This is a genomic window from Mesorhizobium montanum, assembly GCF_033977145.1.
Lineage (GTDB): Bacteria > Pseudomonadota > Alphaproteobacteria > Rhizobiales > Rhizobiaceae > Mesorhizobium > Mesorhizobium montanum.
Genome location: NZ_JAVIJF010000004.1, coordinates 172,898 through 185,993 on the forward strand (window position 1 = coordinate 172,898; position 13,096 = coordinate 185,993).

A 13,096-nucleotide genomic window follows, 5' to 3' on the forward strand; every position below is an offset into this window, starting at 1 on the left:
CCATGACGCAGGGCATCATCAGCTATTTCGGCATTCGCCACCACGGGCCGGGCTCCGCCGAGAGCCTGGTCAGGGCGTTGCAGGAATTGCAGCCTGTCGCGGTGCTGATCGAGGGGCCGGTGGATGCCTCGCCGCTGTTGCCGCTGCTCGCAAGCCCCGACATGAAGCCGCCGGTGGCGCTGCTTTGCTATCCCGAGGACGATCCCGCCGCGATAAGCTTCTGGCCCTTCGCCGAATTCTCGCCGGAATATCAGGCGGCGCTGTGGGCCGTCGCCAACAAGGCGGCGCTGCGCTTCATCGATCTTCCGTCGGCCGCCCGGCTGGCTGAGAAGACGCCTGAAGGCCCAACGGACACCGATGCCGGTGAGGCGGAGGTCACAGAAGGGCAGGGCGAAGAACCCACTCGCATCCAGGATCCGATCGGTACCCTGGCGCGCGCCGCCGGCTACGAGGACGGCGAAAGCTGGTGGTCGGATATCATCGAGCAGAATCCCGAACCCGGCCCGATCTTCGCGGCCATCGCCGACGCGATGACGACGCTGCGCGACGGCGAGGGCGCGATCGGCAAATTCGAGGCCATGCGCGAAGCGCATATGCGCCTCGAAATCGCGGCCGCGCGAAAGGAATTCGATGGGCCGTTGGCCGTCGTCTGCGGCGCCTGGCATGTGCCGGCCCTGCAAGCCGCGCACACGCAAAAGAGCGACCAGGCGCTGCTCAAGAGTATCGGCCGGCGCAAAACCACCATGACCTTCGCACCGTGGACCGGACCGCGCCTGGCGCTGGGTTACGGCTATGGCGCCGGCGTCGTCGCGCCCGGCTGGTGCAAACACCTGTGGCAGACGCGCGGGCAGGACGATGCCTCGGTCCTGTGGCTGGCGCGGATCGCTTCGGTACTCAGGGCGAAGGGCCACATGATTTCCACCGCCTCGCTGATCGAGGCGGAGCGTCTGGCACGCGCGCTTGCGGCCATTCGCGAGCGGCCGAAGCCGGGATTCGAGGAACTGCGCGACGCTTCGATTTCGGCCCTCTTCAACGGCGAAGCCCTGCTGTGGAAGATGGTCGAGGCCGAGCTGCTGCTCGGCGCCGATGTCGGCGAGATTCCGCCCGACACGCCGCTTGCGCCGCTGATCGACGACTTGCAGCGCAACCAGAAGGCCGCCCGGTTGAAGCCAGAAGCGTTGGAGCGGGAACTTTCCGTCGACCTGCGCAGCGAGAGCGGACTTTTCCGGTCGACATTGCTCCATCGGCTGAACGTGCTTGGTGTGAGCTGGGGCAGGCTGACGGATGTTGGACGCAGCCGCGGCACATTCCGCGAGCGCTGGATGCTGGCCTGGCAGCCGGAATATGCCGTTCGCCTTGTCGAAAACCTGGTCTATGGCCCGACCATCGAGAAGGCCGCCAGCGGTCGCCTGATCCAGATGATCGGCGCCGCCGCGACGCTCGATGCTTTGGCCACGCTGGTCCAGAGCGCGATCACCGCGGCCTTGAGCGAAGCATCCGCGGCAGGCCTTGCTGCGCTCGAGGAGAAGGCGGCGCACAGCAGCGAATGCCTGGAGCTGCTCGCCTCGGTGCCGCCGCTTGCCGACATCATCCATTACGGCGAAGCGCGCAAGACCGAGACCGAACGCCTTGCCGGCCTGCTGGAGCGGCTGATCATCGAAGGCTCTATCGCACTTTCATACGCGGCGCGCGACCTCGACGCGCAGGCCGCCGCGGCGCTGATGGCCGCGCTGCGCAAGGCCGACGAGGCGATCAAGCTGGTAGAGCCGGACGAGCATGTCCTGGAGGCTTGGCGCAATGGGCTGGCGGCGGTGCTGGATTCATCGCGATCGACGGCGCTCGTCGCCGGCTGCGCCGCGCACCTGCTCTACGAGGCCGGCCGCCTCTCCGCCGAAGCGGCCGCCGATCTCCTGGCGAAGCGCTTGTCTCCGGGAACGCCGGTCACCGATGCCGCCGCCTTCTTCGAAGGTTTTTTCAGCGGCGCCGGCCAGCGGCTGATCTATGACGAGGGTTTGCGCGGCGCCGTCGATGCCTGGCTGGCATCGCTCGATGAGGGCGCCTTCGTGGCGCATCTGCCGCTGCTGCGTCGCGTCTTCTCCAACCTCGACAGCATGGAGCGTCGGCGCCTGATCGAGGCCGTGCTTGGCAAGAGAGCGAGCCTGCCCGCCGGGCTGACGGCGGCACCGGACGGTGGCCAGGCGTGGCACAGGCATTTCGCTCTCCTCGGCAAGCTGCTTGCAGGGGAGGTCAGCCATGGCAGATGAAGCGACCGGGGCGGATCTCGATCCGACGGAAGACGATCGTGAGCGCCGCTGGCGGCTGGCGATCGGCGCCGACGACGAGTCCTCGTCGGCGCTGTCGGCCGAGGATCGGCGGCTGTCGGCGGCGCTCGACGCGCTCTATGGCGACGGCAGCGGCGATACTGGCGGGAATCCGCGCAAGCGGCGCGGCGGGCTCGGCCGCTCGGCGCCGCGCGTCGCGCAATGGATGGGCGATATCCGCTCCTTTTTCCCCGAACAGGTCGTTCAGGTCGTGCAGAAGGATGCCTTCGAGCGGCTGAACCTGAAGCAGATGCTGATGGAGCCGGAATTTCTCAAGGCGATCGAAGCCGACGTCAATCTCGTCGCCGACCTGATCTCATTGCGCTCGGCGATGCCGGACAAGACCAAGGACATCGCCCGTTCGATCATTTCCGACATCGTCGCCAAGCTGATGCAGCGTCTCGAGCAGAAGACAGCCGAGGCGATCCGCGGCGCGCTCGACCGTTCCAGGCGCACCAACCGGCCACGGCAACGCGACATCGACTGGCCGCGCACGATTACCGCGAACCTTCGCCACTATCAGCCGGAGCACAAGACCGTGGTGGCGGAAAAGCTGGTCGGCTTCATGCGACGCCAGCGCCGGCTGGTCGACCTCGACGAGGTGACACTCTGCGTCGACCAGTCCGGCTCGATGGCAAGCTCGGTCATCTATGCCTCGATCTTCGCCGCCGTCATGGCCTCGCTGCCGGTTGTGCGCACCAAGCTGGTCTGCTTCGACACAGCGATCGTCGACCTGACGGAAGAGCTTAGCGATCCGGTCGAAGTGCTGTTCGGCGTCCAACTCGGCGGCGGCACCGACATCAACCAGGCCGTCGCCTATTGCGCCGAGCGCATCGAGCGGCCGACCAAGGCGCATTTCGTGCTGATCACCGATCTCTACGAAGGCGGCAACGGCAAGGAGCTTCTGCAAAGGCTGGCAGCACTCGTGCGGTCCGGCGTCAATGTCGTCGTGTTGCTCGCGCTCACCGACCAGGGCCGTCCTGGCTACGATCCGTCGATGGCCGGCTCGGTCGCGGCGCTGGGCGTTCCGGTCTTTGCCTGCACGCCCGACCATTTCCCGGAAATGATGGCAGCGGCGCTGCGCCGCGAGGACATCGCTGCATGGGCGGCAGGTGCCGATATCAAGCTCATCCGCGCGGACGCTGAAACGCCAAACGCTGCCGAATAGGCTCGCCCTACCAAAACGATGTCGGAGCATCGCCATCGGGCGCGATGGCCTGAGAATAGCCGTCAAAGTCCGAACGGATATGTGTCGGGAACACCAGCCCTGGCATGCTCCGGCCCGAGCGGGGTGACGGCTTTCGTTTTGTCGAACCAGACGAAGGCGTCGAATTGCCTCGGCAGCGACGCATCGGCATAGTGGCTGCGCAATTCCGTTTCCGGCCTGTAGATCACGCCGATGAAGCGTTCGAGCCGTCGCTCCAACAGGCGGTGTCTGAGCGCCGGGTCGCGGTCCAAATCGAGCAGGAATCGCAAAACGCCGCTATCGTGGCAGAGCCGTTCATAGCTGTCCGGATGCGAGTGGCGCACTCGCATGACCTGCATCGGATCATCCCAATCTGATGCCGCAGCCACTGTGCCGGTGTCGGTGCCGAATCCGATCAGCGCCGCCTCGCCGCCGAAACGTTCGCGGCAGAGCTGACCGATGTTCACCTCCTGCCGGATCGTTCCCATTTCGGTGTAGCGCGCGTCGCCGATATGCGAGTTGTGGGCCCAGACGACAGCCTTCGCGTTGCGACCGCGCGCCTCGAGCAGGTGCTCGAGCGTCTCGAACATATGCGTATCGCGCAGGTTCCATGATTCCGCTCCGCCGTAATACATGATGCGGTAGTAGCGTTCGGCAGCGGCGACGAGCCTTGCATTCTGCGCCGCATCGAGGAAGTCGATGCCATCCTGGCGTGCATAGTCGAGCTGCTTGGCAAGCAGGTCGCGGCATTGCTCAAGCACCGCCTTCTCGCATTTGCGGTAGCCGGAGGTGAGCACTGCTCGCCCATAGGTGGAGGGATCCTTCTGCCAAGGCGTCAGGCAGCCATAGCGTTGCCGCGCCGCTGCCGCCGCTTCCGGATCGACTTGATCGAGATAGCGCAGAACGGCCGTGATCGATGCGCTCATATTGTAGATGTCGAGACCGTAGAAGCCGGCCCGGCGGTTCGCATCGTCGAGGCTCGCATTGTGATCCCGCATCCAGCCTACAAAGGCCTCGACATCGGTGTTGCGCCACATCCAGGTCGGAAAGCGCTGGAACGGCGGCTCGGCCGTCATGCGCGCCGGTCGATGGCGGATGTAGCGGTCGATGGCAGCGGCATCTGGCCAATCTGCTTCAACCGCGACGATGGTGAAGCCATGTTTTTCTATGAGCTTGCGCGTGATTGCGGCACGCGCCTTGTAGAATTCAGAGGTACCATGACTGGCTTCCCCGAGAAGGACAACACGCCGGTCGGCGAAGCGGTCGAACAGATCGCCGAAAGCCGGGTCTTTGAAATCGGGAAGCGGTTCGGCGGCGGCTGCGATCATCTCTGGCAGGCTTCGTCCGCGTGCCGGCAGCCTGGCCAACGCCGGTCGATCGCCTTTGGATTGAGGCTGTTCCGCCCAGCCCTCCTCACTGATGAGCGGGACGAACTGTACGCCACCGAGGTCTTCTTCCTCATAGGTCGCTGCGCCCGTCCGGGTGACCTTCAGCAGGCGCTGGCCGCCTTCCTCACCGATAGGGATCACCATGCGCCCGCCGACATCCAACTGCTCTTGAAGTGCCAGCGGAGCACCGGGACCGGCTGCGGCCACCAGTATGGCGTCAAAGGGAGCAGCATCGCGCCAGCCCTTGGTGCCGTCGCCGGCACGGACTTCGATGTTGTCGTAGCCGAGGCGCTCGAACCGTTGGCGGGCGCTCTCGGCGAGCGTCGCATGGCGCTCGATCGTATAGACGTGACCAGCGACACGGCTCATCACGGCCGCCGCATAGCCGGAGCCGGTCCCAACCTCGAGCACGCGGTCGTCAGGGTCGATCTCGGCGGCCTCGATCATGTAGGCGACCATAAAGGGCTGCGAGATCGTCTGGCCCTTTCCGATCGGGAGCGGGGTATCCTCATACGCGAATTCTTCGAAATCGGCATCGACAAAGACTTCGCGAGGGACGTCCCGCATGGCCTGCAGAACCCGGCTGTCGCGAACTCCGCGCCCTGCGATCTGGAAATCGACCATCTGGCCGCGCGTTAGGGAAGGATCGGCCATCAACGCTTTCCCTTCATCATTTGCAGGCATCACTGCCTTGCCGCAGAACCATTTGCAGACGGGAAAGTTTCATGCCCTGGGACGATTTCGACCGCCCGTCATGTCAGAACGGCTTCTCGCCGATCACCTCGAAGCGCTCGACCGCACAGTGCTCGGCGATCACCGACAGCACATCCGTCGAAGGCTCGATCGCGTCGGGCTGTTTCCATTGAACGTTGAACGAAAACACGAAGCGGTTGCGGTCTGGGTCGTGCTCCATGCCGACGAAGCGCGCGTCATAGCCGAGGGGGCGCACCATGTCCCCAATATCGGGCGGCGAACTCTTCGGCCATGACACCGAAAGGATCGCCTTGTGGTCGCGAGAAATCTTCAAATCGACCCACTTCAGGGCCTGCAGCGTCACCAGCGTTAGAACGGTCGCGATCCCACCGAGGCCGAACTGGCCGCCGCCGAAGGCCAGCCCGATCATCGTCATGATCCACATGGTGGCGGCGGTGGTGACGCCGGTGACCAGATCGCCGCGCCGCAGGATGGCGCCGCCGCCGATGAAGCCGACGCCGGTGAGCACGCCGAGCGCGAAGCGCATGACGTCCATGCGCACGAAAGAGTCCGGCGCTTTGCCGGAGACATCGAGCAGCATGTTGGCTTGAACCATGGCCACACAAGCCGCCAAACCTACCAATATGGTGGTGCGCAGCCCGGCGGAATGACCGCGCGCCTCGCGGTTCAGGCCGATAAGGAAACCTGCAACCAGGGTCAGCAACAGTCGCCCGACGAGGTCTAGCCAGGTCGGGTGAAGCGGCATGTCGCAGCAAAGCGGCGTAAACATCGTTTCGCCAGGGCGGCGTAAGCTTGCCGCGCCTCAATTGCATCTGGGATGCTCAACTAGGCTAGGGCACAGTTGGTTCCTTGGCCGACGCCGTCGGTTTCCCGTGGCGAGCCGTCGGTCATCGGACGGCGAGGCTCAGCACCAAGGCCAGAACGACGATGCCGACCAGCCCGGCGATGAAGATGAAGCGGCGGGCACGCGTGCGCAGGATGATCTCGCCCTGTCGCGCGTCCTGGCCGGAAAAGACCGGTCCTTCGCTATCGCGATCGTTGCTCATGAATTGCTCCTTCCCAGCAGGCGAGCACGGGAGGTATCAGAACAAGGAACCGATTTGCTGGCGTGGGGTTCCGCCGAATTCGCTGGCGGAGCGGGGGCAAGGAGGCTTCCGCGGCCGGCTTTCAGCCGGCCGCGGCAAATGGTTGCTCAGGCGAATTTCGGGTCGAGGCTGCCCGATTTGTAGCGCTTGGCCATGGCCGCCAGGGGGATCGGCTTGATCTTCGGCGCGTTACCGGCGGTGCCGAACTGCTCGAAGCGTTCCTTGCAGAGCTTCTTCATCGCCGCCATGGCCGGCGTCAGATATTTGCGCGGATCGAACTCCGAAGGATTCTCGGTCAGCACCTTGCGGATGGCGCCGGTCAGCGCCATGCGGTTGTCGGTGTCGATGTTGATCTTGCGCACGCCATGCTTGATGCCGCGCTGGATTTCCTCCACCGGCACGCCCCAGGTCGGCTTCATCTGGCCGCCATATTTGTTGATGATCTCCTGCAGGTCCTCCGGCACCGACGACGAGCCGTGCATGACGAGATGCATGTTGGGCAGACGGCGGTGGATCTCCTCGATCACGTTCATCGCCAGCACCGCGCCGTCCGGCTTGCGCGAGAATTTATAGGCGCCGTGGCTGGTGCCCATAGCGACGGCCAGCGCATCGACATGGGTGTCGCGCACAAACTGCTCGGCCTGCACCGGGTCGGTCAAAAGCTGGTCGTGGCTGATCGCCCCTTCGACGCCGTGGCCGTCTTCCTGCTCGCCGCCGCCGCTCTCCAGCGAGCCGAGCACGCCGATCTCGCCTTCCACCGACACGCCGCCCCAATGCGCCATGTCGACGACGCGTCGGGTGATGCCGGAATTATAGGCGTAGTCGGCCGGCGACTTGCCGTCCTCCTTCAGCGAGCCGTCCATCATCACCGAGGTGAAGCCGTACTGGATCGCGGTGACGCAGGTGGCTTCATTGTTGCCATGGTCGAGATGCATGCAGACCGGGATGTCGGGATGGATCTCGACCAGCGCGTCGATCAGCTTGGCCAGCACCACGTCATTGGCGTAGGCGCGCGCGCCGCGGCTGGCCTGCAGGATGACCGGCGACTTGGTCTCCTCGGCCGCCTCCATGATGGCGAGGCCCTGTTCCATATTGTTCATGTTGAAGGCAGGCACGCCATAGCCCTGTTCGGCGGCATGGTCGAGCAATTGTCTCAGAGTGATGCGAGCCAACGAATAGTCTCCCGTATCTGGTTTCGAGCCCGTGTTTGAAAAGGCCGCCCGGGCGTCGGGCGGCCCCGTTGCTTCTGGCCGGATTTCAGACCTGCCGCAACCTTTTGGAGCCTTTTCGGCTGCAATTCTTGTTGCAGGGCTGAAATCCGGCTCTGGTCGAGCCTAGGCAGCGAGTCTTGCGCGTGCGGCGAGGATTTCGACGCATGCCTTCGCCGCTTCCTTGCCCTTCACGGTGAAATGCTCGTGGAAGAAGCGGTGATGTTCGGCGCTCTCATGGTAGTTGTGCGGCGTCAGCACCGCCGACAGCACCGGCACGCCGGTCGCAAGCTGCACGTTCATCATGCCGTCGATGACCGCGCCGGCGACGAAGTCGTGCCGGTAGATGCCGCCATCGACGACGAAAGCGGTACCGAGGATCGCCGCATAGCGGCCGGTTCCGGCAAGCGTCTTGGCATGCAGCGGGATCTCGTAGGCACCGGGCACGTCGAAGATCTCGACGGCAAACCCGCCGAGAGCGGCGAACTCCGTCTCGAACGCCGTCACACATTGGTCGACGATATCGGCGTGCCAGCGCGCGCGAATGACGGCAACGCGGACAGTTTCATAGTCTTTTGGGGAATGCTGATTCATGGGTCCATCCTTCCGTTTCGAACCAGAATCAGGACGCACGACGCAAAACACGGCCCGCGAGCGGACCGTCCTTGCGTACGTTCTCTTCCATCCGGACTGTAACCGTCGGCTCCGGAATTGCACCGGATCTGCTGACCCTTCCACTAGAGCGCCACGCGTCCTTTTGGACGCGTAAAGAACGCTCCAGCACTTAAAGAATCCACGCACTATGCGTGGACCGGAAGGCGCTCGCGGGCTTGGGTCGAGACCCTTACCGCCGGTGGGGATTTTCACCCCGCCCTGAGAACATTAACGCAGGTTTTATGGAAGGGCGAAGCGGCGCTGTCAATTGGGGATGACCTTTCGGTCGTCATCCTAGGGCGGAGCAAGGAGCGAAGCGACGCGCGCAGACCCTAGGATCCATGCCGTGACGCTAAGGCGTTGAAATGATTACAAATTCTGCGCCGTTGCGCCCCGTGACGGAGGTCACGGAATGGATCCTCGGGTCAAACCCCGAGGATGACGAACTGCCAGGGGGCATCGGCTCTCACCCGCGCTCCGGGAACATCGCCTTCAGCCCTTCACGCGAGGCTTTAGCCACGCCGCGTTCGGTGATCAGCCCCGTCACCAGCCGCGCCGGCGTCACGTCGAAGGCAGGGTTCGCCGCCGGCGTGGCATCGGGCGAGACACGCACCTGCGCTATTTTGCCGTCCGCCGTCTTGCCCCAGACCAAGGAAACCTCGTCGCCGGAGCGCTCCTCGATCGGGATTTCGGCAAGCCCGTCGGCCACGGTCCAGTCGATGGTGGGCGAGGGCAGCGCGACATAGAAGGGCACGTCATTGTCGGCGGCGGCTAAAGCCTTGAGATAGGTGCCGATCTTGTTGCAGACGTCGCCATTGGCGGTGGTGCGGTCGGTGCCGACGATCACCATGTCGATATCGCCGTGCTGCATCAGATGGCCGCCAGCATTGTCGACTATCAGCGTATGCGGCACGCCGTGGCCGGCCATCTCCCAGGCGGTCAGCTGGGCGCCCTGGTTGCGCGGCCTCGTCTCGTCGACATAGACATGCACCGGGATGCCGGCCTCCGTCGCCAGGTAGATCGGCGCGGTGGCGGTGCCGTAGTCGACCGTCGCCAGCCAGCCGGCATTGCAATGGGTGAGAATGTTGACGCTCTCGCCCGGCTGCTTGCGCGCCGCGATCTCTCTGATGATGGCAAGCCCGTTCTCGCCGATGGCGCGGTTCAGCCCGACATCCTGGTCGGCGATCTCTCCGGCCCGCCGATAGGCGGCTTCCGCGCGCTGTTCGGGCGCCAGCGGCTTCAGGAAGCGCCGCATCTCGTCCAGCGCCCAGCGCAGGTTGATCGCCGTCGGTCGCGTTTTGTGCAACACCTCCCAGACTGCGTCGAGCGCCTCGTCCGAGGCATCGTCGGTCATCTGGATGGCGACGCCATAGGCGGCCGTGACGCCGATTAGCGGCGCGCCGCGCACCCACATGTCGCGGATCGCGGTGGCGATGCCGGCAACGGTTCCGATCGTCTCGATGCGGAACTCATGCGGCAGCCAGCGCTGGTCGATGATCTCGACCGAACGCTTGTCGTCGCTGAGCCAGATGGTGCGATAGTGGCGTTCGCCGACATTCAAAGGCTCGTCTCCTGTTCTATCAGCGCGGCCAGCTTGTTGACCTCATCGATGCTGTGGATCTGGCGCCGGTTGACGGCGATGTGGCGGCCGAAGCGCAAAGCCTTGGCTTCACATGTGGCGCGCAGGTCTTGATCGGCAATGGTCTCGAAATCGGCATTGTGGGCGAGGCCGAGGATGCGCCGGTGCACTTCGATGCCGGCGAAGCCCAGCAGATCGGTCCAGATGCTGGAAAGCATATGGTCGAGCGCCTGTTCGGCGCCGAGCAGGTCGCCCTGATCCTCGAACAGGCTCTTCTGGTAGAGCATGCCGGTGCGCTCGGTCCGCCACAGATGCGAGAACTCGGCGCGGAACACCGCCCAGGTCTCGGCCGTGACCTCAAGCAGATAGGCGCGCATCTGGCCTCGGCTGCCTTTCTCCTCATGGCCGCGCTGCGAAAAGAAGGCCATCCAAAAATTGGCGAGCAGCATGCCGACATCGAAGGCGATCGGGCCGTAGAAGGCGAATTCCGGATCGATCATCCGGGTCTCGCTGTCGGTGACCATGATCGAGCCGGAATGCAGGTCGCCATGCAGCAGCGTTTCGGCATTGGCGGCGAAGAGATGCTTCAGCCGTTGCGCCTCGACCTTGAGATCGCGGTCGGCGCGCAGTTCGGCGACCAGGCCGTCAAGCTGCGGCGACGTATGCCGGTTCATCTTGGCGTCGAAATAGGGGTCGGAAAACACCAGGTTCTCGGTGATGTCGCAGAGCTCGACATTGTCGGCGAATAAAGCGAGGTCGGCCTTGCGATCCTTTGCCATCATCGACAGGTCCGAGCCGCGAAACAGCGTGCGGGCCATGAACAGGCCGATATCGCGCGCAATGTTCGGCAGTTCGCGCCCGTCGATCAGCGCGCGCCTGAGAATAATGTGCGGCGGCGCCAGATATTCCATGACGATCAGCGCCTGGGTCTCGTCGAAATGGTAGATCGCCGGCACCGAGCCGGGCGCTCGGCGCTCCTGCCTGGTCAGCGCATGATATTCGAAGAAGGAGCGCTTCAACGGCAGCGGCCAGCTGTCGCCGACCAGCCGCACATAGGGCAGCGCCTGCTTCACTACCGCCGCGCCCTGGTCGCCCTCGACGATGAAGACGAGGTTCAGATTGCCGTCGCCGACCTCGCGTACCTTCCAGCGGCTGGCATCCTTGCCGATACGCCCGGTCAGCGCAGCGGTCTCGCCAAGGCGCTTCGGCAGCGTCTCCACCGACAATGCTTCGAACTTCCCGGTCATTCTTCCCCTCCTGCTCGCGGTTTCCGACGATAGCGGAGCCACGGCGGCGGGGCCAAGCTAGGAAGCGCTCTGGCAAATGTCAATCGTGTTGACAATTGCCGAGTGAGCCCATAGCGTCACGGATCAGGGAGGAACGAATGGGTGCAGATGCCGTGTTCCGTGTGGAGGGCCTGAGGAAATCCTTCGGCCGCAACGAGGTGCTTGGCGGCATCTCGCTCGACCTGTTTGCGGGCGAGGTGACCGTGCTGATGGGCGCCAACGGCGCCGGCAAATCCACCCTGGTCAAGATCGTCAGCGGCGTCTACGAGCGCGGCGCGGGCTCGATGCATCTCGCCGGCAAGGCCTTCGACCCGCAGACCCCCGCCGAAGCCATCCGCGCCGGCGTCGTCACCGTGCATCAAAACATAAATGACGGCGTGGTCGCCGATCTCGATGTCGCCACCAATTTGACGCTCGACCGGTTGAGCGGCAAGGGCGCCGCGATGCTGTTCAAGCCGCGCAATGTCCGCGCCGAGGCCAGAGCCGTGGCCGACCGCATGGGGCTTGCCCTCGATTTCAAGGCGCGCGTCGCCGACCTTGCGCTGGCCGATCGCCAGATGGTGGCGATTGCCCGCGCTATGGCGCATCGGCCAAAGGTCCTGATCCTCGACGAGCCTACCTCGTCGCTATCGAGCGCCGAGGCCGAACGGCTGTTTGCGCTGATCGACCGGCTGCGCAAGCAGGGCGTCGCCATCCTCTATATCTCGCATCGCATGTCCGACATCAGGCGGCTCGCCGACCGCATCGTCTCGATGCGTGACGGCCTCATCTCCGGCGTCTTCGACAAGTTGCCTCTCGATTACGAGGGCGCCGTCAACGCCATGCTCGGCCGCAAGATCCGTCTCGACCGGGTCGTTGCGAGAAGCCCGGCCCGCGCCGTCTTCACCGCCGAAGACCTGCGGATCGGCCAAGGATCGAAGCCGATCTCGATGACGCTCGGCACCGGCGAGGTGGTTGCGGTCACCGGCCTGGTCGGCGTCGGCAAGACGGCTTTGGCCGAGACGCTGTTCGGCGTACGCAGGCCGCTCGCCGGCACCATGCATATGGACGGCAAGCCCTATGCACCAGCCTCGGCGCGCGAGGCGATCGCTGCCGGCGTCTTTCTTGTCGCCAAGGACCGTGCGGCAAGCGGCATCGTCGGCGACTTCAACATCGAACGCAACATCAGCCTGCCGTTCCTCAAGCGCATGTCCGGCTTCGGTGTCATGAAGAAGCGTTCCGAGCGCGCTGTCGCGCGCCGCCAGATCGACGAGCTCGGCATCGTCTGCCGGTCCGAGAAGGACGAGCTGTCGGCACTGTCCGGCGGCAACCAGCAGAAGGTGATGGTGGCGCGCTGGATGTCGCAGGCCTCGCGGCTGTTCATCCTCGACGAGCCGTTCCAGGGCGTCGACATTTCGGCCAGGCGCGACATTGCCGCCAAGCTGAGAGCCAGCGCCGACGGCCGCGCGACGCTCATCTTCGTCACCGAGATCGACGAGGCGCTGGAGACCGCCGACCGCATCCTGGTGATGTCGGAACACACGATCGTCGGCGAGCATCGCAACGCCGATATCAACCTCGACCGGCTGCTGGCGGAAGTAGCCGGCGGACCGCTTCACAGCGCGGCGTGAGGGTCGAGGAATTTGCATGGAGTGGAGTTGGAATGAGTTTCTGTCGGACAGCCGCGCGGCGGGGC

General features: G+C 64.6%; 10 protein-coding genes and 1 riboswitch. Of the genes, 3 read left to right on the forward strand and 7 right to left on the reverse strand.

The genetic code is table 11. The annotated features are described in order from the left end of the window. Positions 1 to 2: 2 nt before the first annotated feature. Together RFM68_RS07105 and RFM68_RS07110 are read left to right on the forward strand one after the other, a co-directional pair. Entirely contained in the window at positions 3 to 2,264 is a 2,262-nt protein-coding gene (locus RFM68_RS07105) for a DUF5682 family protein (protein ID WP_320231999.1), read from the forward strand. Beyond that, positions 2,254 to 3,489 carry a VWA domain-containing protein gene (locus tag RFM68_RS07110; protein WP_320232000.1) on the forward strand — a complete coding sequence of 412 codons (1,236 nt, stop codon included), beginning with the start codon at positions 2,254 to 2,256 and terminating at the stop codon, positions 3,487 to 3,489. The genes RFM68_RS07105 and RFM68_RS07110 overlap by 11 nt, the downstream gene beginning before the upstream one ends. 62 nt (positions 3,490 to 3,551) lie before the next feature. On the opposite strand, the gene RFM68_RS07115 is transcribed toward RFM68_RS07110, so the two are convergent. From RFM68_RS07115 to mtnK, 7 genes are all read right to left on the reverse strand, one after another. Next, positions 3,552 to 5,549 carry a protein-L-isoaspartate(D-aspartate) O-methyltransferase gene (locus RFM68_RS07115; RefSeq protein ID WP_320232001.1) on the reverse strand — a complete coding sequence of 666 codons (1,998 nt, stop codon included), beginning with the start codon at positions 5,547 to 5,549 and terminating at the stop codon, positions 3,552 to 3,554. Positions 5,550 to 5,652: 103 nt separating this feature from the next. Next, positions 5,653 to 6,378: an MgtC/SapB family protein gene (locus RFM68_RS07120; RefSeq protein ID WP_320232002.1), complete on the reverse strand. Its 726-nt coding sequence runs from the start codon at positions 6,376 to 6,378 to the stop codon at positions 5,653 to 5,655. A 118-nt stretch (positions 6,379 to 6,496) separates the two neighbouring features. Beyond that, positions 6,497 to 6,655, reverse strand: a complete 159-nt coding sequence (locus RFM68_RS07125) for a peptide ABC transporter permease (RefSeq protein WP_320232003.1) — start codon at positions 6,653 to 6,655, stop codon at positions 6,497 to 6,499. A 146-nt stretch (positions 6,656 to 6,801) separates the two neighbouring features. Beyond that, positions 6,802 to 7,866, reverse strand: coding sequence for a class II fructose-bisphosphate aldolase (fba, locus tag RFM68_RS07130; protein ID WP_320232004.1), 1,065 nt, complete (start codon positions 7,864 to 7,866; stop codon positions 6,802 to 6,804). Between the two features lie 162 nt (positions 7,867 to 8,028). Beyond that, positions 8,029 to 8,496: a 6,7-dimethyl-8-ribityllumazine synthase gene (locus RFM68_RS07135; protein WP_320232005.1), complete on the reverse strand. Its 468-nt coding sequence runs from the start codon at positions 8,494 to 8,496 to the stop codon at positions 8,029 to 8,031. Positions 8,497 to 8,571: 75 nt separating this feature from the next. Beyond that, positions 8,572 to 8,787, reverse strand: a riboswitch (FMN riboswitch). A gap of 235 nt (positions 8,788 to 9,022) precedes the next feature. Continuing rightward, the gene (mtnA, locus tag RFM68_RS07140; RefSeq protein ID WP_320232006.1) at positions 9,023 to 10,117 is read right to left on the reverse strand and encodes an S-methyl-5-thioribose-1-phosphate isomerase; all 1,095 of its coding nucleotides are present in this window, start codon (positions 10,115 to 10,117) and stop codon (positions 9,023 to 9,025) included. After that, positions 10,114 to 11,382, reverse strand: a complete 1,269-nt coding sequence (gene mtnK / locus RFM68_RS07145) for an S-methyl-5-thioribose kinase (protein WP_320232007.1) — start codon at positions 11,380 to 11,382, stop codon at positions 10,114 to 10,116. The genes mtnA and mtnK overlap by 4 nt, the downstream gene beginning before the upstream one ends. Positions 11,383 to 11,519: 137 nt before the next feature. Between mtnK and RFM68_RS07150 the strand changes: the two genes are divergently transcribed. After that, positions 11,520 to 13,031 (forward strand): sugar ABC transporter ATP-binding protein, encoded by a 1,512-nt coding sequence (locus RFM68_RS07150; RefSeq protein WP_320232008.1) that lies wholly within the window; start codon positions 11,520 to 11,522, stop codon positions 13,029 to 13,031. The last annotated feature ends 65 nt before the right edge of the window (positions 13,032 to 13,096 follow it).